This window comes from Wolbachia endosymbiont (group A) of Opomyza germinationis (assembly GCF_964264765.1).
GTDB classification, from domain to species: domain Bacteria; phylum Pseudomonadota; class Alphaproteobacteria; order Rickettsiales; family Anaplasmataceae; genus Wolbachia; species Wolbachia pipientis.
In genome coordinates this window covers 657,428-677,989 of record NZ_OZ183482.1, presented here as the reverse complement: position 1 = coordinate 677,989, position 20,562 = coordinate 657,428, and the positions used below count along the sequence as shown (strand labels likewise).

The 20,562-nt window shown below is 34.2% G+C and carries 24 protein-coding genes and 1 pseudogene; 10 read left to right on the top strand and 15 right to left on the bottom strand.

All coding sequences use genetic code 11. The features are described 5' to 3' along the window. Window positions 1-8: 8 nt before the first annotated feature. Together rnpA and rpmH are read right to left on the bottom strand one after the other, a co-directional pair. A pseudogene (gene rnpA, locus ACFEL3_RS03290) lies at window positions 9-284 on the bottom strand (ribonuclease P protein component); the annotation flags it as partial. A gap of 67 nt (window positions 285-351) precedes the next feature. After that, a complete protein-coding gene (gene rpmH / locus ACFEL3_RS03285) occupies window positions 352-486 on the bottom strand; it encodes a 50S ribosomal protein L34 (RefSeq protein WP_006279898.1) in 135 nt (44 codons plus the stop codon). Window positions 487-830: 344 nt separating this feature from the next. Here rpmH and pstC point away from each other — a divergent pair, with 344 nt between their 5' ends. From pstC to ACFEL3_RS03265, 4 genes are all read left to right on the top strand, one after another. Next, window positions 831-1,682, top strand: coding sequence for a phosphate ABC transporter permease subunit PstC (gene pstC / locus ACFEL3_RS03280; RefSeq protein ID WP_236515219.1), 852 nt, complete (start codon window positions 831-833; stop codon window positions 1,680-1,682). Between the two features lie 101 nt (window positions 1,683-1,783). Further along, on the top strand, window positions 1,784-3,211 hold the full coding sequence (gene atpD / locus ACFEL3_RS03275) for a F0F1 ATP synthase subunit beta (RefSeq protein ID WP_010962432.1): 1,428 nt from the start codon (window positions 1,784-1,786) through the stop codon (window positions 3,209-3,211). Window positions 3,212-3,223: 12 nt separating this feature from the next. Further along, entirely contained in the window at window positions 3,224-3,568 is a 345-nt protein-coding gene (locus tag ACFEL3_RS03270) for a F0F1 ATP synthase subunit epsilon (RefSeq protein WP_006279902.1), read from the top strand. A gap of 426 nt (window positions 3,569-3,994) precedes the next feature. Beyond that, the gene (locus tag ACFEL3_RS03265; protein ID WP_223823054.1) at window positions 3,995-4,174 is read left to right on the top strand and encodes an ankyrin repeat domain-containing protein; all 180 of its coding nucleotides are present in this window, start codon (window positions 3,995-3,997) and stop codon (window positions 4,172-4,174) included. Window positions 4,175-4,350: 176 nt separating this feature from the next. On the opposite strand, the gene ACFEL3_RS03260 is transcribed toward ACFEL3_RS03265, so the two are convergent. The 5 genes from ACFEL3_RS03260 to ACFEL3_RS03240 all read right to left on the bottom strand — a co-directional run bounded on the left by ACFEL3_RS03260 (window position 4,351) and on the right by ACFEL3_RS03240 (window position 6,064). Then, the gene (locus tag ACFEL3_RS03260; protein WP_080717647.1) at window positions 4,351-4,521 is read right to left on the bottom strand and encodes a DDE-type integrase/transposase/recombinase; all 171 of its coding nucleotides are present in this window, start codon (window positions 4,519-4,521) and stop codon (window positions 4,351-4,353) included. Window positions 4,522-4,776: 255 nt separating this feature from the next. Further along, the gene (locus ACFEL3_RS03255; RefSeq protein ID WP_080717648.1) at window positions 4,777-4,923 is read right to left on the bottom strand and encodes an IS3 family transposase; all 147 of its coding nucleotides are present in this window, start codon (window positions 4,921-4,923) and stop codon (window positions 4,777-4,779) included. A gap of 59 nt (window positions 4,924-4,982) precedes the next feature. Beyond that, window positions 4,983-5,117 carry a hypothetical protein gene (locus ACFEL3_RS03250; RefSeq protein ID WP_007548509.1) on the bottom strand — a complete coding sequence of 45 codons (135 nt, stop codon included), beginning with the start codon at window positions 5,115-5,117 and terminating at the stop codon, window positions 4,983-4,985. Further along, complete coding sequence (locus tag ACFEL3_RS03245; protein ID WP_007548354.1) at window positions 5,114-5,248, bottom strand: IS3 family transposase; 135 nt, start codon at window positions 5,246-5,248, stop codon at window positions 5,114-5,116. The genes ACFEL3_RS03250 and ACFEL3_RS03245 overlap by 4 nt, the downstream gene beginning before the upstream one ends. 105 nt (window positions 5,249-5,353) lie before the next feature. Further along, window positions 5,354-6,064, bottom strand: a complete 711-nt coding sequence (locus ACFEL3_RS03240; protein WP_010082280.1) for a class II aldolase/adducin family protein — start codon at window positions 6,062-6,064, stop codon at window positions 5,354-5,356. 280 nt (window positions 6,065-6,344) lie between these two features. Between ACFEL3_RS03240 and ACFEL3_RS03235 the strand changes: the two genes are divergently transcribed. Next, complete coding sequence (locus tag ACFEL3_RS03235) at window positions 6,345-6,968, top strand: AAA family ATPase (protein WP_010082279.1); 624 nt, start codon at window positions 6,345-6,347, stop codon at window positions 6,966-6,968. On the opposite strand, the gene tsaB is transcribed toward ACFEL3_RS03235, so the two are convergent. The 3 genes from tsaB to ACFEL3_RS03220 form a co-directional block, all read right to left on the bottom strand. Then, entirely contained in the window at window positions 6,963-7,538 is a 576-nt protein-coding gene (gene tsaB, locus ACFEL3_RS03230; RefSeq protein ID WP_010962437.1) for a tRNA (adenosine(37)-N6)-threonylcarbamoyltransferase complex dimerization subunit type 1 TsaB, read from the bottom strand. The genes ACFEL3_RS03235 and tsaB overlap by 6 nt on opposite strands. Beyond that, window positions 7,538-8,668, bottom strand: coding sequence for a cation:dicarboxylate symporter family transporter (locus tag ACFEL3_RS03225; RefSeq protein WP_006280118.1), 1,131 nt, complete (start codon window positions 8,666-8,668; stop codon window positions 7,538-7,540). The genes tsaB and ACFEL3_RS03225 overlap by 1 nt, the downstream gene beginning before the upstream one ends. A 128-nt stretch (window positions 8,669-8,796) precedes the next feature. Then, window positions 8,797-9,786 (bottom strand): ribonucleotide-diphosphate reductase subunit beta, encoded by a 990-nt coding sequence (locus ACFEL3_RS03220; RefSeq protein WP_006280119.1) that lies wholly within the window; start codon window positions 9,784-9,786, stop codon window positions 8,797-8,799. Window positions 9,787-9,917: 131 nt separating this feature from the next. On the opposite strand from ACFEL3_RS03220, the gene ACFEL3_RS03215 reads away from it, so the two are divergent. Further along, window positions 9,918-10,256, top strand: a complete 339-nt coding sequence (locus ACFEL3_RS03215; RefSeq protein ID WP_006279908.1) for an outer membrane protein assembly factor BamE — start codon at window positions 9,918-9,920, stop codon at window positions 10,254-10,256. A 472-nt stretch (window positions 10,257-10,728) separates the two neighbouring features. Here ACFEL3_RS03215 and ACFEL3_RS03210 read toward each other — a convergent pair whose 3' ends face one another. Together ACFEL3_RS03210 and ACFEL3_RS03205 are read right to left on the bottom strand one after the other, a co-directional pair. Next, entirely contained in the window at window positions 10,729-10,875 is a 147-nt protein-coding gene (locus tag ACFEL3_RS03210) for a hypothetical protein (RefSeq protein WP_155975170.1), read from the bottom strand. 78 nt (window positions 10,876-10,953) lie between these two features. Beyond that, the gene (locus tag ACFEL3_RS03205) at window positions 10,954-11,574 is read right to left on the bottom strand and encodes a hypothetical protein (protein WP_022626225.1); all 621 of its coding nucleotides are present in this window, start codon (window positions 11,572-11,574) and stop codon (window positions 10,954-10,956) included. 172 nt (window positions 11,575-11,746) lie between these two features. On the opposite strand from ACFEL3_RS03205, the gene ACFEL3_RS03200 reads away from it, so the two are divergent. From ACFEL3_RS03200 to ACFEL3_RS03185, 4 genes are all read left to right on the top strand, one after another. Continuing rightward, entirely contained in the window at window positions 11,747-12,778 is a 1,032-nt protein-coding gene (locus ACFEL3_RS03200) for a YhcG family protein (RefSeq protein WP_038199734.1), read from the top strand. A gap of 76 nt (window positions 12,779-12,854) precedes the next feature. Then, window positions 12,855-13,001, top strand: a complete 147-nt coding sequence (locus ACFEL3_RS03195; RefSeq protein WP_007548499.1) for a hypothetical protein — start codon at window positions 12,855-12,857, stop codon at window positions 12,999-13,001. Next, complete coding sequence (gene recO, locus ACFEL3_RS03190) at window positions 12,985-13,707, top strand: DNA repair protein RecO (protein WP_010082260.1); 723 nt, start codon at window positions 12,985-12,987, stop codon at window positions 13,705-13,707. Before ACFEL3_RS03195 ends, recO begins: the two co-directional genes overlap by 17 nt. Before the next feature lie 172 nt (window positions 13,708-13,879). Further along, window positions 13,880-14,044, top strand: coding sequence for a hypothetical protein (locus tag ACFEL3_RS03185; protein ID WP_010962440.1), 165 nt, complete (start codon window positions 13,880-13,882; stop codon window positions 14,042-14,044). A gap of 122 nt (window positions 14,045-14,166) precedes the next feature. On the opposite strand, the gene ACFEL3_RS03180 is transcribed toward ACFEL3_RS03185, so the two are convergent. From ACFEL3_RS03180 to ACFEL3_RS03170, 3 genes are read right to left on the bottom strand one after another with little or no spacing between them, the layout of a single operon-like run. Continuing rightward, window positions 14,167-15,549 carry a PleD family two-component system response regulator gene (locus ACFEL3_RS03180; RefSeq protein WP_010082259.1) on the bottom strand — a complete coding sequence of 461 codons (1,383 nt, stop codon included), beginning with the start codon at window positions 15,547-15,549 and terminating at the stop codon, window positions 14,167-14,169. Next, window positions 15,521-15,817, bottom strand: a complete 297-nt coding sequence (locus ACFEL3_RS03175) for a hypothetical protein (protein WP_010082258.1) — start codon at window positions 15,815-15,817, stop codon at window positions 15,521-15,523. The genes ACFEL3_RS03180 and ACFEL3_RS03175 overlap by 29 nt, the downstream gene beginning before the upstream one ends. 4 nt (window positions 15,818-15,821) lie before the next feature. Then, a complete protein-coding gene (locus tag ACFEL3_RS03170; protein WP_265018089.1) occupies window positions 15,822-20,546 on the bottom strand; it encodes an NAD-glutamate dehydrogenase in 4,725 nt (1,574 codons plus the stop codon). Between the last annotated feature and the right edge of the window lie 16 nt (window positions 20,547-20,562).

Here is a 20,562-nt window from a genome sequence, read left to right as displayed (position 1 = left end):
GATTTTTTTTATTTTATCTTTTTTAAGCAAATAGTTAGATCTTTTTGTAAATTTTTATAACTTGCTTGCATAATGTTTCTATGAGTTAGTATTATGTAGTAGTGCCCTATATTACTTATATTTAAAATGCTAATTTTAGCAAGCATTCGTAGTTGCCTTTTTATTTTATTTCTTTTTGCTGCTTTTCCGGTTTTTTTACTGATAGCCAGACCTACTCTAATAGTATGAATGTACTTTTCAGGTTCTCTTTCTTTTATAGCGTACAGTGATATATAAAGCCCACGATAAAAAAGACTGTTGAGTGCTAACTTATTTTTGAAAGCAGAAGAAAAATCTTTTTTTTTATACTTACTATGCGCATAATTTGTTACACCCTAATGAACGGCGCCTATTAAGGATTTTTCTTCCAGCTCTTGTTGCCATACGTGAACGAAATCCGTGTCTGCGCTTTCTTATCAAATTTTTTGGTTGAAATGTTCTCTTCATTGTTTTTATATTAATATAATTATTTATTTTAAATTGTTTTACTTTATTGTCAAATAATGGTGAACTTGTATGACATTTTCGTAGAATAAAATTTGATGCATGGAAGAATGAATTCGGTGATAGTCATACCTGTCTTACTAATCCTTTTATTTTGTTTTAGTAGGTTTCAAGAAGTAAATAAGGTTAAATCTTATCTATATCTTAGTTGTGTATGGATGCTAACTTGGTTGTTAGTATTCTATAATAATTGTTTTGTAACTTTTATTTCTATAGCGTTACTTTTTTTCATGCTTGCTTTTATCTTTAAAAATAAAAGAAATAAGATAATAAAACTTTCGTTATTTGTGGCTTTGGCCATATCATTTTTTATCACTTTATTTATAATGCTGTCTATTTTTATTCAATCCATTAGTTTTTTTAATAAAGTAGCTATTTCAGAATTCTTGTTTTGCTTGAAATGGGGCCACAATGTAGTCACTATCAATGAAGAGAAGATAGGATGTTTTGGTATAGCGCCGCTTTTAGTTGGTACATTACTTATAACTATTATAGCAATGTTAGTTGTCGTTCCGCTTGGTTTATTTTCTGCAATATATATTAGTGAATATGCGAGTGAGAAAGTGCGTTATATTGTTAATACAACTTTGCAAGTTTTGTCTGCTATTCCTACGGTTGTATATGGATATTTCGCGGTTGTGTTTTTGTCTTTCTTTATAAAGCAGGTAGCAAATTTTTTTGGTTTAAGTATACACTCAGAAAGTGCCTTAGTTGCCGGTTTATCGATTGGGATAATGATTCTTCCTTTTATTATTTCTTTACTCGAAGATGCCATAAGATCTGTTCCAAAAAGCTTGCGTTATGGCTTCATGGCACTTGGTGCAACTCCAGCGGAAACTATATGGCATATAACAATACCTTATGCAATGCCTACAATTTTAAGTGCAATTTTATTGTCAATTTCAAGAGTGATAGGTGAAACAATGATTGTGCTAATGGCTGTGGGAATCAACGCAAATTTGACTTTTAACCCTCTTAATTCAGTTACTACCATTACCGTGCAGATCGCTACATTACTTACCGGAGATCAGGATTTCAATAGTGTACAAACTCTTGCTGCTTATGCGCTTAGTTTAGTATTGTTTATTATTACTTGGCTATTAAATGCATTTGCATTGTTTGTAATGAAGCGTAACTAGTAAGCGTTTTAATGTTGCAAAATTTCTATTAATAATATAAAATTTATTTTCTTTAGAAGTTCTTTTATGGAATTATAGTGTTAGGTGATAAAAATAAAGAGATGAATATAGGTAGAGCGATTAAGGTAACTCAAGCAGTTGTTGATATAAAATTTGAAGGTGAATTGCCTAAAATATTTAATGCTTTAAAAAGCAAACTAAAATATAAGGATAAGGAGCTGGTTTTAGAAGTTTCGCAGCATATAGGTGACAATATAGTTCGTTGTATTGCTATGGATAGCACAGATGGCATGTCAAGGGGGGATGAATTTGTTGATACAGGTGCACCAATATCGGTGCCAATTGGGCGTTCAACTTTAGGAAGGATTTTTAATGTTGTTGGAGAGCTTATAGATGAGTGTGGTCCACTGAAGGGAAAGTATAACTTAGAGCCTATACACAGAGCACCTCCAAGTTTTACTGAACAGAGAATACAGGAAGAAGTTTTAGTTACGGGAATAAAAGTTATAGATCTTCTTGCACCTTATCTTAAAGGAGGAAAAATTGGCTTATTTGGTGGAGCCGGTGTTGGTAAAACAGTCCTAATAATGGAATTAATTAATAATATAGCAAAAGCTCATAAAGGATTTTCTGTGTTTGCCGGGGTAGGGGAGAGAACGCGTGAAGGTAACGATCTTTATCACGAGATGATCACTTCAAATGTAATAAATATAAATGAGCATGAAAAATCTCAAGCTGTTTTGGTTTATGGTCAGATGAATGAGCCTCCTGGAGCAAGGGCTAGAGTTGCTTTAACAGCACTTACTATGGCAGAGTATTTTCGTGACCGTGAAAACCAAGATGTTCTATTTTTTGTGGATAATATCTTTAGATTTACACAAGCTGGTTCTGAAATTTCTGCTTTACTTGGAAGAATACCGTCAGCTGTTGGTTATCAGCCAACCCTTGCAACTGATATGGGTGCAATGCAAGAAAGAATAGCTTCAACAACTTCTGGCTCTATTACTTCTGTGCAAGCTATATATGTTCCTGCGGACGATTTGACTGATCCAGCCCCAGCAACTACATTCTCTCACCTTGATGCAACCACAGTGTTGTCAAGGCAAATAGCTGAAATGGGAATATACCCTGCTGTTGATCCACTTGATTCAACTTCTCAGTCTTTATCTGCTGAAATCATTGGTGAAGAACATTATAATGTAGCTTCTGAGGTGAAACGTATATTGCAAACTTATAAATCACTGCAAGATATTATCGCAATACTTGGTATGGATGAGCTATCTGATGAAGATAAAATTATTGTTGATAGGGCTCGGAAGATTCAGAAATTTCTTTCTCAACCTTTTCACGTTGCAGAAATATTTACTGGCATGCCTGGTAAATTTGTTTCACTTTCTGATACTGTTTCCAGTTTTAAAGGGATTGTTGAAGGCAAATATGATCACTTACCAGAGGCTGCTTTTTATATGGTGGGGAATATAGATGAAGCAATAAAAAAGGCTGAATTAATACAAGCTGAAGCTAAATAAAAGTTAAAGATTATGAATACTTTTAAAGTGCAATTTTTCTCTCCTGATGATCAAATTTCATTCAGTGGAGTGGTTTCTCTTTCAGTAACTGGGCTCGAAGGGGAGCTTATGATTTTAGCTCACCATGCTCCTTACTTAATTTATTTATTGCCTGGTATGATTACTGTTAAAATGAGTAACCAAACAGAAAAGAAGGTTGTAATTGATAGTGGCGTATTAGAAGTTGCAAATAATAATTGTAGCATTATAACAAGTCAAATTCAGGTTTTTGATCGTGCAATTCATGATGAGAAATCGTTTAAAAATAAGAGAATTAGTATATATTTAAGTTATCTTGATGAGAAGTTTCTTTCTTAGTTATTTTAGGCAAAAAGTCAATTATCATTCAAGTGGCTATAAGATTTTTGCTCAGGGGGCTCTTTTTTGTCATCCCAGAAACCCCGGGGTGTCATCCCAGTGTCGGAGTACTTTAGGTGTATGATCCCAGAGTGTGATGGTATGGGACCATACACCTAATCAAATAAAAATTAAAGAAGGAGAGTTGGTTGTAACGGTTGGAGATAACGACTTTGTTTTACCTGGAATTTACGTTGGATAAACTACAAAAAATAACAGGTAAAAATCAACGTAAATTTAAGATAAATCGATTTTATTAGTATTATTAAATCAAAATCTGTTTTTAATTAATCAATAATACTTTTTTACATATTTTCATCCCCTTTCATGGATTTTTTAATTTTATAGATGATATCTAATATTATTAGAAGCATTGTAAAATATCTTATGAGAAAAGTTATAAAATATATTAGCATTATTGGTATTGCATGTTTAGTATTGTTATTTTTTATATCTAATGTGGAAACACGCGTAAAAACACAGGAAGAACAATTATTCCTAGCTGTAGAAGATGGTAATGCACAAGAAGTAAAACTATTACTCAAAAATGGTGCAGACCCAAATTGACCTTACCCAGAAAAAGTAGAGAGAAAGTTAAGACGTTTTTATCATGAGAATAAATTGTGCAGGAATGCAATAGTTAATAGTAGAATGTCTACGTTATTTGTTATAAAAGATTTCTATGTATTCAAATATGGCAGTTCTGGTTTGTTGAGCGAGAAGTATCAATAAGCAGCTCCCTTTTAAGTGAACTTTTCTGCAACAGAGTTATCGTAACAACAGCCCTTATGGCTCATGCTGGAAATGATGTTTTTTGTATTCAATAGAAATTGGTAATTTTGAGAGGTATACTGTGACCCTTGATCGCTATGTAACAGCAGATTTTTATCGGGTTTGCGTTTATCAACGGCCATCAATAAAGAATCTATAACTAATTATCATGTTACTCATTAACCACCATGCGTGAATATAGGTCAATTATTGCCGCCAACAACCTTCTTTAGTTTTTATGTAGGTAATCCCAAACTTTATTTGGCTGATCAGTAGTAAAATTTTGATCCAATGTGTTCGGAGCCACAACTCGGTTGCTTATTTGCTGTTTTTTATTTTTGAACCTTCGTCTAAACTTGGCTTTAATGCCATTTTCTTGCATAACACTTTGTACTGTTTTAATTTTTGCCTAAAGCTTTTAATTCAGCGTGAATTTTAGGGGCTCCATATCTGCATTTAGAAGCTTGATGTATTTTTTGAATATCTGCTAGAAGCCCTTCTTTTGCTAATTCTTTACTGCTTTTTTCCTTAGCAACCCATACCACCAGTATAAAACCCTACATAGTTCCTGTGTTTTATAGCAATTTCTATATAAAAGAATACTTTACTCTTTTTCTTTGCCCAGGGCTTTTTTTAAGATGTCTCTTTCTCTTATTAGCTCTTTTTTTAGATCAAATCTTTCTTTGTCATAAGGAGCCTTTGCCTGGAAATGCGTATGCTCCAGACATTTTTCCATCATATTTTCTTACTTAACATACTACCATCTATACCTAGATCTTTTGCTATTTTTGTACTTGCTTGACCTGTTTCTTTAACCAGCTTAACAGCTTCTAATTTGAATTCTGCTGTATATTCTCTTCTATTTGTCATATTTTGAAAAAACGTTTTATTTTACTCCAAAAACGTCTTAACTTTCTCTCTACTTTTTCTGGGTAAGGTCACTACTTGGATGACAGATAGTAGTGCGAAAGTCTCTTACAACTTACTTTTAATTAGTCTAACCCATGCGTGCCAATCCCTCTCACCAAGATTGCTTTCAAAAGATAGGAGATCCTTTACAGCTTTTGAGCAAATTTCTTCACTTGGAATTGATAACTCCTTATTCATTGCTAACGTTAAACATTGAGTTTTGCACGCTTGTTCTAAATGATACGAGTAAAACATTGCTTCTTGTATAGTCCGACCACACGTTATAGATCCATGATTACGCATTAACATGACAAAATTTTCTTTCAGATCAGCTATTAACCTCTTTCCTTCTGTATCGCTAAGTGCTAGGGAATTATAATTATGGTAAGAGATTTTATTGTAAAAGTGCAGTGCCCATTGACTTATAGGAAGCAGCCCATCTTTGAGAGAAGAAACCGCTACAATAGAAGGTGTATGCAAGTGAAAAATTGCTTGAATATCTTTCCTTGCTTGATAAACAAAACCATGAATTATATAGCCAGTTCTATTATATTGATATTCTTTGCCTTCAATTACATCTCCATCAAATGATACTTTCATTAACGAACGTTCATCTACTTCATCAAAACGCATACCAAACGGATAAATATAAAACGACTTTTGATCTTCAGAACGCACTGAAAGGTGAGTATATGTATGATCATCGAACTTAAGGTAGGACAAAATCTGATAGGCATAGACTAGATCCCTTTTTACTCTGCTCTTTGTTAACAACACAATCCTCTGTTAGAATCTTCTGAAGGTTTATACGCGAAAAGAGACTTGTAGTAAACTAATAAGTCTATGCCACTCTGTCTTGCTTTCTGAATACCAAACACTTTTGTGTTGTAGCTTGCTTAAAAATAGTTATCGTTATTATAGAGTTTATATACAGAATTTATGTTTTTAAATTACATAATATCTTAACTACAAAAGTAATTTTCTATATAATATTTCATATGTTTTAAAGCTTCATTTTTATGTTATTATAAATGTAAGTTTCAAGATTGAAAATAATATGGTAAATATTAACACAAAAAAACAGCCAGCAGGATTTTTCATATATCTCTCTGGTCTTTCGGGAAGTGGTAAACTTTCCACAGCAATAGAATTATCTAATATGATAAACGCATTAATTGTAAATAGTAAGTTCTATAACAATGTTCAAGCTTGCTCTATATACGATGGTGTCTTTGAACGTGATCAAATACCTAAAGAAGTTCAAGATAGAATATATGGCATTATGCAAATTATGCTTCAGGTAATAGAAAATTATCCGATTCACTCAAAAAATTACATATTTATTGATGAGTTGATGGAAAATAATGACCAGAACATGAGGATGTATGATTCAATAGTAAGGCTTAGTAAAAAAATGAACACAGAAATCCTTCCTGTGGTACTTAGGTGTGATCTACCGACATTACAAAAGCGTATTGCATTAAAAAGGCAAAGAAAAAATAGGAAGGTGATTAATCTAAATAGCATTGTAGAGAAATTTAGGACTGACGATTTATTTATACCACCAAGTGCCATAGAGATAGAAAATTCAGATATGAGTATAAAAGAAGTAGCTCAAGAGATAGTAAACCAGATGCACAAGCTTAGTAACATTGCATGTACGCGAAAGAATAGTCTATAATGATTTCATATACTGAGGCTCATTTAAATATAGAGCTTCAACTTCATTTAATTTTTGCTTGTTCTCTAATCTATAACGGACTAATAGCCCTGCATGGCTAGCATTTAAATTGCAATCCATATGTGTACTGCTTGTAGCGTGACACTGGGATCCAGGTGCAGATAGTGGCAATAAATTGAAATCAAATAACTGCGTATAAAACCCTTGAGCATTTTTGACTATAGCTCTGATATTTTTTTTGTTATTCGTACAAAGCAAAGATATTGCGTAGGCTTGAACTTCCAGCGCACTAACTCCGTATAATGGCTTATTTGTAGCAAGATTTATACCTTGTGCAGCTGATATACCAACTCTAATTCCAGTGAAACTTCCTGGTCCAACTACTACCACTAAATGATCTATTTTATCATAATTATAGTTGTGCTTATCAAACAAAGTATTCAGAATTTGAAAAAATGATTCTGCATGATTGTTGCTGGCGGAATTGTGCTCTACAAAACAGTTACCATCATAATCAACTATTGCTATTGAACTACCAATACCTACAGTATCAATCGCTAAAATAGACATTACTTAAGCTTATCATAGAGTTTTGTAAACATTATAGCAAAGGCACCATTACCCATAACGTTTGCTGAAGTGATTATTGGATCAAACACTATATACAGTGCTGTGATTAACGAAAGCATTTCTGGAGAAAATTTGAGGTATTTCTCAAGAATAGGTAGCATTACCATAATTCCTCCTGCCGGAACTGCCACGATAGCAAACTTAAATAACAAAAAATAGAGAAGGAAAGTTACATAGTCTGTTGTGCACAATGAATAACCGGAGGCAATTATCATTGATAATATTATAATAAAAAAGCAATCACCTACTAAATGAAAGCTAGCAGTTATTGGCACAACAGACGATGCTATGTCAGGTTGCTTTACATTTTTTTTGCTTCCTTCAAGAGTAAGCGGCATAGTTGCATTACTAGACATTGTGCTCATTGCAGTAATAAATGCCGGTATCATATTGCCTATACTAGCTATCCAGCTTGTGATCTTGAATGAATTTGCTGCTCCATATAAGAGGAAAACATAAAGGTAGGTTGCAGATGCTATAATAATGAAAATTATTGAGTAATCCTTAAATATTATAGATAAAACTTGATCATGCTGCATTTTTAAAGCAAGCCCAAGTACAAATATTGGAATAATCGGCGTCAAAAACGTCTTCAAAATAAAGAGAGTTAAATCTAACATTTTGTTCGAAAGCTCTCTGCTTTTTTTGGGTAGCAGTGTGGACACTACTATGCTGGACACAAATCCACAAGCAAGGGCATAAAAATTAGAAAGCAATGCAGGCAGTCTAAACGACCATAAGGGAACAATTGTTTCTTCATACGTTATATCTTGTATTGAATAAGTGTTTTGTATGATAAAATGCCCAACAGAATAAGCTATTAAACTTGAAGCCAGATTCGATAAGAAGATCATTATAATAAGTAACAATATGAACTTTATAGCTGACTGCTTAAGATTGTTAACACTGCTAAAGATTAACGCAAAAATAATAAAAGGCATTATAAATAGCAAAACCTCTTTTATACTAAGGCTCGTTGAGTACAAGAAGGTTTTTACTTCCATTGGAACTAAATGACCAAAGAATGCAGCTGAAGTGATGACCGTGAGTAAGATTAATAGTTGTAGCACGTTCTTATATACCAATGTCCTATGGACATATATATGGTAAGTTAGTTGTTAAGTAAAGCAAAACTGTCTAAACTGCACAGCAAATGGTGTAATGAAAGTGGAATGACAAAAAAGAGTGAAATTAGCATTCACTTATTATTCGTGTCATTTTCAGTAAAAGCTTCTTCCCACGTGCCTTGAGTTGCTGCGCGGCTATACTCTGTTACTCTATTTTCAAAGAAATTCGTATGTTCAACGCCATTTAGTATTTCATCAAGCCACGGAATAGGATTATCATTGACATCATATATGGACTCAAGACCTAATTGCATTAACCGTCTGTTTGCTACGTAGCGTATGTAATTGCGCACTTCTTCTGCGGATAGTCCTTCAACATCTCCTAAATCAAAGGCAAGCTTTATGAATTCGTCCTCAAGTTCAACGATGGTGCGACATGCAGAATATAATTCCTCTTTAAACTCGTTGTCCCAAATTTCATTATTCTCTTTAATAAATGTATTAAATAACATGATAATTGAATTGGTGTGCAAAGTTTCATCACGGGCTGACCAGGCGATTATCTGCCCCATTCCTTTCATTTTTCCAAAACGTTGGAAATTGAGCAAAATTGCAAATGATGCAAATAACTGCAACCCTTCAGTGAATGCACCAAACACTGCTAGAGTTTTAGCTACATGTTTTTTATCGTGTTTTTTGCTTTCCTCGAATTCCAACATATATTCATATTTCTTTCTCATAGCATCATACTTTAAAAATGCTTGATACTCACTTTCTGGCATGCCAATTGTGTCTAAAAGATAAGAATAAGCTGCAATGTGTATGGTTTCCATATTGGAAAAGCTTGCAAGCATCATGCATATTTCTGTTGGCTTAAATATATTTGAATAATGCCTCATGTAGCAGTTATTTACTTCAATGTCTGCCTGAGTAAAAAATCTAAAGATCTGGGTTAGTAGATTTTTTTCTACACTTGAAAGTTTAGTTTTCCAATCCTTCACGTCATCAGCGAGCGGAACTTCTTCAGGTATCCAATGGATTCTTTGTTGCTGCAGCCACGCATCATACGCCCAAGGGTAATTAAAAGGTTTGTATATTGGATCTGCTTCTAACAATGACATAAGACACCTATTATTTTCTAAAGTAAATATTATATTAAGTGATATTGAGAATCAGTCAATTTAACTTTTTTGAAATTTGACGGCAGATAATTTATTAGTGTATTATAGCTTCAAGTAATTTATCAACAGAAATGCGAGTATTAATATCTTTTATTTTATTATTTACAGTGAGCTGCACTCACACTATTCACAATCACGGAGCTCCTGGCATTAGTGTTGAATTGTGGAGCAAGATAAAAGTAGGTGACGATAAAGAAAAAGTGGTTCACACTTTAGGATCACCAACATTAGTATCAAAGTTCGATGACAATGTTTGGTACTATGTCTCATATAAAATTAAACAAGCCAATTTTTTAGGAAAAAGGAAGTATAGTAGTAAGTCTCTGCAAATTTCATTCGACCAGGACGGTAAAGTTGAAGATACAAAAGAAACTGACATCTTAGAGAGATCTTTGGCTGTTTCTGATTGAAAGTTTGCTCAGATCTTCCTACGTCATACCGCGGTTCATTCCATAACTGTACGAACATTGCGATTTGGGCCTACCAGAAGGGTGTCATGAAAGTAGCTGACACTAGTTCCTTTATGACGGCAGTGCCCAGACTACTTGGATCCAGGAAACTTAATTGCAAGTAATGCATTGGGTTTGGTAAGTATGGGTTTTGCGTTATAGAATGAAGCACTTTTGGTGAATTTGTAAAGAAAACTGGATCCCAGTGGGCTTTGTTGCATCGCTAGCTATGATGGATTAAAGATAAAAAAGATAGGGAATATCAGTAGCTTATTATTCTGGTATTTATAACAAGAACGGTCAATGAATACCTAAATTTGAGTAAAAGAAATTTCACTACCATTTACCAATCCGGCTAAAATTCAAGAATTTCAATGCTTTAGCTATTTTCAATAGAATTAAATTTATTAATATAAATAACAAATTACTATTCTTAAATTTGATCAGATTGATTGCAAAAAAACAAGATTTTCAATAGGTTGCTTATAATCCTAACTATAGTTAGCCTTTCATAAGTAGCGATGCAACAAAGCCATCCCAGTGTCAAGCACTGGGATGACACCATTTGTTGTAAACTCACTTTTACTCTATGGTTATACTACCTTGCTGCTATTCTGAACGGATACAGTGGGCTTATTAAATTATAGAATTACTTTAGCTATAGAATAAAATCTAGTGTTACTTCACGCCAAATGTGGTGGTGCTGAGTAGGCAAGCCGGTCAATGGGCTACATTTATATACTGCACGCATTGCATTATCTGCTATCGACCTGAAAAGTGGATTATTTCGATAGGAATCACTGTCTGCTACATCCGCCATAATTATCTCGCCTTGACTGGATAACAATAAGTTAATTTTTATATTAAAATTTTCTTTGTAAGCTATGCTTTCAGGAATGCTCCAGCATTTTGTGAGCTTGTCTCTTATAGAGTTAATAATTTCTGTTACAACTAATTCATCCTTTTTGCTCTCAACGCTTTTTTCGTTTCCTATTTCATTTTTTGCCCCTCTAACATCCCTTCTTAGTTTTTTCTCTACACTTTTTTTTCTTTTTGGAATTGGAATGAATTCTTTACCCTCGTTAATAATGACTTCTTCTTGCATTTCGATAATTTGCCTCGGTTGTGCTACAACAGTGTGCTCAACTATTTCTTTTTTCCTTTGTGGTATAGGAACAGCTAACGTATCATTCGTTTGGGCTTTTGTTGAAGATAACGAAAAAAGCAAAAAACAACATAAAGACAAAAAAAGAATATAATTCGAATAGAAAAAACGCATATGTTAAGCAGCTTGTTTTACTGGTTTAAAGCTAATATTGCACGTAAAGTCAATATATTTTAGTTGATGGACGAGTTTGAAGTCAATAAGGAATCCCTTCAAAGCTGAAGGCAAGCGGAAGATTGTCTTCTCGACAGACAAAGGAATTGTATAATGGATTAAAAGGAACCGTATGACAAAAATTATAGCAAAAGAATATACAGAATTTTTAGAGCAATTGAAGGATCATATTGCAACAAACCGTTATAAAGCAGCACTTGCAGTAAATAGTAAGCTTATTTTGCTTTACCACCATATTGGTACAGAGATCCTAAAACGCCAAAAAGAACATACCTGGGGAGCTAAGGTAATTGATCAATTAAGTAAGGATTTGAGAAGTACATTTCCAGAAATGAAAGGCTTTAGCATGAGAAATCTGAAGTATATGCGTAAGTTTGCCGAAGAATATCCTGATGTTGAATTTGTGCAGGAGCCTCTTGCACAATTAACTTGGTATCACAATATCACTCTTTTGGAAAAAATAGAAAGTCATGAAATAAGATTATTTTATGTAAAAAAAGCTATTGAACATGGCTGGTCACGTAACATTATGGTGATGCAGATAGAACTTGGACTACATAAACGTCAAGGAAAAGCAATAACTAATTTTAAAGAAAAATTACCATCTCCACAATCCGATCTAGCACATTACACATTAAAAGATCCGTATATTTTTGATTTTTTAAGTATAGGTAAGGATGCTCATGAAAGAGAAGTAGAAAAAGGACTCGTAGGGCATATGGAAAAATTTCTGTTAGAACTCGGTGAAGGATTTGCATTTGTTGGTAGACAATTTCATTTAGATGTTGGTAATAAAGACTTTTATATTGATTTATTATTCTATCATTTAAAGTTACGTTGCTTCGTAGTGATTGAACTAAAAGATAAGGATTTTAAGCCGGAATATGCTGGTAAAATGAATTTTTATCTTTCTGCAGTTGATGATTTACTGAAGCACTCGACAGATCAACCTTCTATAGGGTTAATCTTATGTAAATCTAAAGACGATGTACTTGCTAAATATACACTCCGAGACATGAACAAGCCAATAGGGCTAGCAGAATATCGAATAACTGAAAATCTACCAGAGAACATAAAAACAGCTTTACCGACGATAGAAGAATTAGAAGCTGAATTATCCAAAATTTCAGACGAGGAAAAGTAATGTTACTAAAATCATTCAAACAATTATTTAGCAAACCAAAAGCTCAGTATGAAATGCATCAGGCTCAGGAAGAAGAGTGGCAGCCAATAACTTACTCTCTCATAGCCTTGAAACTTTGGAAGCAAACAGTAACGGAGTAAGTGATTTTTATGGATTACACGCTCTAGGTGCACTATCCTATATATCATACGGTCAATACACTCTAAATGAGATGGAAAGATGAAGGCATCATTATAGCTGCTAAAAAATACGGCGATAAAAACTTAATTCTTTCTCTGTTTACAAAAAATCATGGAAAGCGCAGGGGATTAACTAAGCTAACAAACAATAGCAATTATAAGTTTCAGATAAGTAATCTATTACATGCAGAATGGAGTGCTAAGTTACCTGAAAATCTAGGTTTTTTTAAGTGCGAATTAATCGAATCTCCATTCCATCATTTCTTTCAAGATAGGTTAAAAAGCATTACTATTGTTTCTTTCTCCTCTATTTTAGAAAAAGTGCTTCCAGAAAGTGAACCCTGTGCCATGCTGTATGACAATTTTCGATATTTCATCGATGTAATTAAACACAACAATCAGTCTTGGCAAAGCCATTATCTTAACTTAGAGCTTCTGCTTCTTACGCAATTGGGATTCAAGTTAGACTTATCCAAATGCGCTGTAACAGGTGTTAAGGAAAATTTACAATTTATTTCTCCAAAAACTGGTAGAGCAGTGTCAAAAAAAGTAGGAGATTATTATGCAGATAAACTCCTACCTTTTCCACAAATGTTACATGATGTATACAATAATAACCTACAAAACAGCTACTCATTCCAAGAATTTCAGTTAGGACTGAAAGTCACAGGATATTTTTTAAATAAGTATCTATTTTTGCAGTTAAACGTGAAATTTCCAGAGCTGAGAAACCTCATGTTGTCGCTTTAATCTTAGCAGTCCTACGTCATACCGCGATTCATTCGCGGTATCTCTTAGCATAGATCCAGCTAACAAGTAGCGGGATGACGAACTTATCGTCATGCCACCGCGAACCGTCATACCGTGATTTATTCACGGTATCTCTTAGCATAGATCCAGCTAACAAGCAGCGGGACGACGGTTGTCAGGGTGTCATCCCAGCGCCCCTATGATGTCATCCCAGTGCCCAGACACTGGGATCCAGAAAAGTTTGCTTGTGAACAAGCAAACTAGCATGGAAAGTGGTTACAACGTTTTCGATGAGATTATATGGAAAACTGGATTCCAGTGTCAAGCACTGGAATGACAAGGTATAAACCTTATCGTCATGCTGCCGCGAACCGTCATACCGCGATTCATTCGCGGTATCTCAGCATAGATTCCGCTAACTAGTAGCGGAATGACGGTTGTCGGCAAACTTAAGCCACTTTAGCTATAGCCAGTAACCACTCTATTTCTACCACTGTTTTTTGCTTTATATAAATATTTGTCGGCACGTACTATAAATTCTTTAATATTGTCAAGGTCAGATTCTTGCATTTCTGCAATTCCAATGCTCACAGTTACATCGTGGGTTGTATTTTTATCCGCAAGTATAAAAGGTTTTTTAGCAATAATTTTTCGTATTCTCTCCGCAATAGTATACGCATCTGATACATTGGTATCTGGCATTACAACAACAAACTCCTCACCACCAAACCTAGCTAGTAAATCTGTCACTCTGATATTTTCAGAAATTCTTTTCTGTATTTGCTTTAAAAGTTCATCTCCAGCACTATGCCCAAAACTGTCATTCACTATCTTAAAATAGTCTATATCAAGTATCATAAGAGACAACCTTCTATCCTTTTCCACAGAGTCCTTAACAATGTTTCTTAAGTGTGCATCAAAATATCTTCTATTATAACAGTTAGTTAATGGGTCCTTTATAGACATTTCCGCATTATTAAATAAATTCATTCTCAAGGCATCTTGATATCTTTTGCGTTTTACTTGCGAATTAACCCTTGCTATTAGCTCACCCTCATCCAAAGGTACTGTTAAATAATCATTAGCACCTACATCAAGTGCTTTTACTAAATTGTTTTTATCATAATCCTCAGAAAGAATCAGAATTGGTGTATAACGTGTTTCCACCTTACTACGAAACTCAGAACACAAACGCAAGCCGTCAGTTTTTGAAAATTGCATATCAGAAATGATCAGGTCGTAACCATTCTCAATACCAACCTTCAATGCTTCCATTGGATCACTCAGTATTTTAATTGACCTAAAGCGTTGCTTTAATATATTATATATCTGCTCTGCTTGATGAACATCCTCATCTATAACAAGTACGTTAGCATCAAAAATCTGATTGGAATAATCCATAATACTGTTTCCTGCGACTCCACCAATCTCAGCGTTAGTTTCTCCTCTCAAACGCAATTCATCGATAATCATCTTTAAGCGTGTGAGAGACTTAATTCGTGAAGATAAAGCAGTTTCGTTTATTGGTTTAGTCAGAAAATCATCCGCGCCAGCATTAATACCTTGCACTCTATCATGAGTATCATGCAGCGCAGTTACCATAATTATTGGAATATGGGTTGTCAAGGGATCACTCTTTAGCTCCTTACAAACTTCAAAGCCATTCATCTTTGGCATCATGATATCAAGTAATATAATATCAGGCTGCTGCTTTGCTACTAAATCTATAGCTTCTTCACCATCATGAGCTACGATAACCGTATAGTACTCTGCTTTTAGTCGAGCTTCTAAAAGCTTGACATTAGATAGTACATCATCTACTACCAGAATCTTCGCTGTCATTATCTTTAGATGTATTATCTATATCGTAAGTAGGATAAAGCTTACCATTTTTACCAACTATGTAATTTACTTTCTCAGTATTACACTCTTTATATAAGTCTTCAATTCCGGCATCCTTCAATAACCTTCTGGCTTTTAACCTTACAATTGTAAAATACCTATATATAGTCTTAATAAAATCAATAAATACAGGTACCTTATTTTTATCAAGAACAATTATGCTCACTAAAGCTACAACTAAAATTTCTGAAAGACCTATATTGAACATTTTCCTATGAAGCAAGTACTTTAATCCTTCTGATTATAAATATTAATTTGCTTAAATCAAGTTTAGAAGCAACCATCTCATCTAAAAAACTATTATAACGTTCTATGTAGTCCTTATCATTACAAGCCCAGGTTTGAACCTTATCTTCAGGGTTATCAGTAGCTTTTATGACTTTAACAGCTAGCTTGTGATGGTAATTGCTTAAATCGTCCAATAAATCATTAACTAAGCTGCGATCCCAATAAGAAGAGCGGCTTTTCATCTTGATGGCAATTGTCCTAATCAGATCGAATCTTAACAGCGACTTTAACTCAAAGTATATTTTACCAGCATCAAGAATGGACAAAGATGTCTGTTCAGCAACAGATATAATATCCAGTGCATAAGTAAGAACGCACAGGTCAGCAATTTTTTTTGCTAGATCTTTATCTATATTAAGTTCCACTAAAGAAGTGTATCCATGATTATAGACCTTTAACAGGTGTTCATCTAAAACATCATGGCCTAAAGTTTCAATTGCATCTTTAAATTTTGTAACATCATCCAATTCTACAAAGCTAAGATTTTTTACTAACCAAAACGATACTCTGCCAATAAATTTCTGCACATTTCTCACTATTTGCAAGTATGAGTTAATATCAATTTTTCCATCCAATTCATCAATTTTCTGCCACAGGTTATTTAAATCATATAGGTGGTTAACAACGATATATATGTTAACTGCTTCGTGTACCTTAATTCCAGTATTCTCAACTAAATTATTAATAAATATACAGCCCATCCTATTTACAACATCATTTGCAATGCAAGTGGAGATAATTTCTCTACGAAGTTGGTGTTTTAATATGAAATCCTTAAACTCTGTTAACATCTTTTTAGGAAAATAACCTAGCAAGTAGTCATTAGATATAAGATCTTTTTCAGGCAGATCGGAATGTATAATTTTATTTTTTATTGCTGTTCTAGCATAAGATATTAGAATAGAAAGCTGAGGAGAACTGAAACCTTCTGCACCGGTTAACATCCTTGCTACCTCTTCGTCAGCTGGAAGAAATTCTACGCTTCGGTTTAACAGCCCAGATTTTTCTAAACTGAGCAGTAACCTGTGGTCCTGCTCCAATCTCTCTTTAGCTTGCAAACACTCAAGAAGTAATGCTTTTGTTTCAATTCTGTTGTGGTTCTCAAGCACCTTGGATGCAACTTCATCCACCATACTTGCCAGTATTTCATTCCTTTTTTCTAAAGAAATACCCCCTGCTTTCATAGCTGAAACAAATGCAATCTTAATGTTAACTTCAAGGTCCGAACATATCACTCCGGCTGAATTATCAATAAAATCTGCATTGATATGTCCACCTCTTTCAGCATATTCTATTCTCCCAAGCTGTGTACAACCAAGATTTCCACCCTCTATAAACATAGAAGCTCTAATATCCTTACCGTTTACTCTTAATTCATCGTTTGCTTTGTCACCGACCATGCTATGACTTTCACTCTTTGCCTTAACAAACGTGCCGATTCCTCCGTTCCATATGAAGTCCACTTCTGCTTTGAGTAGATATCTAATCAAATCACTTGGAGATAACGTATCTTCCGTTATGTCAAAGCATTTTTTCATTTCTTGAGAAAGATTTACTTGCTTGCTGCTACGCTCAAATACCCCGCCACCCTGAGAGATCAAATCTTTGTTATAATCCATCCAGGTTGAAAATGGTAACTTAAAGAGACGTTTACGTTCTGTGAAACTCTTTTCTGCATCAGGATTTGGATCAATAAAAATATGCATATGGTTAAATGCGCCGATTAAATGTATATTTTTTGAAAGCAGCATACCGTTTCCAAATAGATCGCCAGCCATATCCCCAATTCCAATAACAGTTGCATCCTGGTAAATATCCTTATTCATTTTCCAAAAATGCCTCTGTGCTGCAATCCATGCACCTCTTGCTGTAATACCCATTTTCTTATGGTCGTAACCTACTGATCCACCAGATGCAAATGCATCGCCAAGCCAAAAGTTATATTCAGAGGCTATCTGGTTGGCATAATCAGAAAATGAAGCAGTTCCTTTATCAGCAGCAACCACGAGATATGGATCATCTTCATCATACCTAATCACATTCTCTGGTGGAATTATTTTACCATCAACCACGTTATCAGTAATATCAAGCATTCCTCTGATAAAACTCTTATAGCACTCAACACTTTTCTCTCTTAAAATATTCTTATCTTTATAAGCTTGCTTTATTACAAACCCACCCTTTGCACCAACAGGGACAATAACCGCATTTTTTGTCATCTGAGCTTTCATGAGCCCCAAAACTTCAGTGCGAAAATCTTCCGTCCTATCCGACCACCTTAAGCCACCACGGGCTAATTTCCCTCCTCTTAGATGTATTCCCTCAAAAAGGTTTGAATAAATATACAATTCACGATACGGACGAGGATCAGGTAAACCATTTATTTTACTTGAGTCAAATTTTGTAGATAAATATGGTTTATCGTCTTGATAATAACTGGTCCTTAAAATAGCCATTATCAAGTTAAATATCGAGCGCAAAACGTAATCATGTGAAACATTGCTGATCTCTTTTAGAAGTTCCTCAATTTTTTCTCTGACAATGTCCGTAGTTTCTGCTCTATCAATGTCTATGTTAGGATCAAATCTTGCATGAAATAGTTGTATCAAATACTTTACTATTTTTGGATGCTCTGAGACTACCTTTTGGATATATTCTGGATTGTAGTTAAATGACGTCTGCTTTAGGTAAGCACTTAACGCTCTAACCAGAAGCACTTCTTTCCACTTGAGCCCAGCAATAATGATCAAACTATTGAAATAGTCATTTTTAATTTCCTTGCTAAACACTTTCGCAAGTGTTATTTCAAATTGCTCTTTTAGAGTAATGTTGTCTATTAATTCATCGACTCTTGACAACACAAAATGGTGTATCCATATTCCACCGTTAATTTCTATGTAATAGCCATTATGAGATAGAATTTTAGCTCCCAAATTCTTAGTGATCCTTAATATCTTCGATAATTCAAGGCCTCCATTGTTTGGAGTATAAACCTTTAATTGATAATTAAGATTATCACGAGTAAGTCTTAAATCGACCTCGCTAACTCCTTTCTTCCTCACTATCTCCAATTTTTTCATATCGTAATATGCGTCATGAGGTTCGAAACTCTCTTGATAGCTTATTGGAAATGCCTTGCAATAACGGATGAATATATCCTCAACAGTGCTAAAAGTATTGTATAAATTGTCTATAAAACGATCTTCCCACTTTTCTGTAATGTTTCTTAATTTGTTTTCGATACGCAAAACTTCATCATCAAGAACGCTAGCATTTTTGGTCTTTAGCACTACATGCAATTTCATCAAATCATATTCATTGATAATGTGATTGTTATAAATATCTGAACTTCCTGCACTTGTCTCATCCTTCAATATGTCACGTATCTTGAACATTAGCCTAGCGCTAGCATAACGCATCGGTATCAGCACTATGCAACTAATAAAATCCCCGACTCTTCTTAAAAATAATCTGACCCTTGGCCTAATCGCAAGAGACATGATCGAAATGCAAATTTTAAATAATTCGTCTTCATTTGATTGGAATAATTCATCACAAGAGAACACTTGCAAAATAGAAATCAAAGCTTTGTTATTGTGGCCCCCGGTTACAAACCCTGCATTTTTTTCTATAACTTTAACTTTATCTCTTATTATTGGAATAGTTCTAATATCTTGGACCTCCGCTACAGAAGTAAATAGCCCGAAAAAACGCCGTTCCTTTACCACATTACCCTGGTCATCAAATTCTTTTACTCCTATACAATTCATGTATGTACGCCGATGGACTATTGAGATTAGATCTGATCTCAATATGTATAGGGAATCAAGGTTTGCAGAAGGAATCAACGTACTTTGACCTACTCTCATCAGGCCAAGGTCCTTTTTGCTGTCACAGACGAGTTTTTCATCTTTACCAGCAATATATTCTTGATAACCTAGAAATACGAAGTTATTATTCTTTAACCAAACTAGAAAATCTTTTTGCTCTTGATTTCGGTCTGGTGTCATTCCAGTGCGTGACACTGGAATCCACGTGTCCTTTTCCTGGATCCCAGCTGGGATGACAGAAAGACTTGCCTCATCAAGTTTCTTGAGCATTAAGTGCCAATCTTTCACAACGCAATTAACCGCTTTCAGCGTTTTCTGTAGAGATTCTTTTAATGTATCAACAAAGCTGTCACTTATACCTTTGATAATTACATATATGACTGACTCTTTGACTCCATTGCTTTCTTCCAAAGAGTAAATCTCGTCTATTAGGCCATCTTTTCTTTTAATGTTAATTATGCTGTTGCTGTAATAGCATATGGTTAAATCGTGCGACTTAATAGTTGCAATAACGGAGTCAACCAAAAATGGCATATCATCGTTTGTTATCTTAATCGTGGTAAAATCGCCTTCTATTCCTGGTATATCATCTATATTGCTTACTACTAACTTACTTTCATCTTTCTCTTTTTGAGAAACAAAATTGTAAGCATCGTTTACAATATATAGCAAAAACTTATCATTGGCTTTTAGGTCGCTTTTATAAACAAAACTATAAAAATACTTAATAAATTTTTTAATTTTTTCTTTATCTTGCTGATTTTCTTGATCAGCTAACTTAAATAAAGACTCAGTGTCAACATTATGATCTATACACATTTTTTTTAACAAAAAT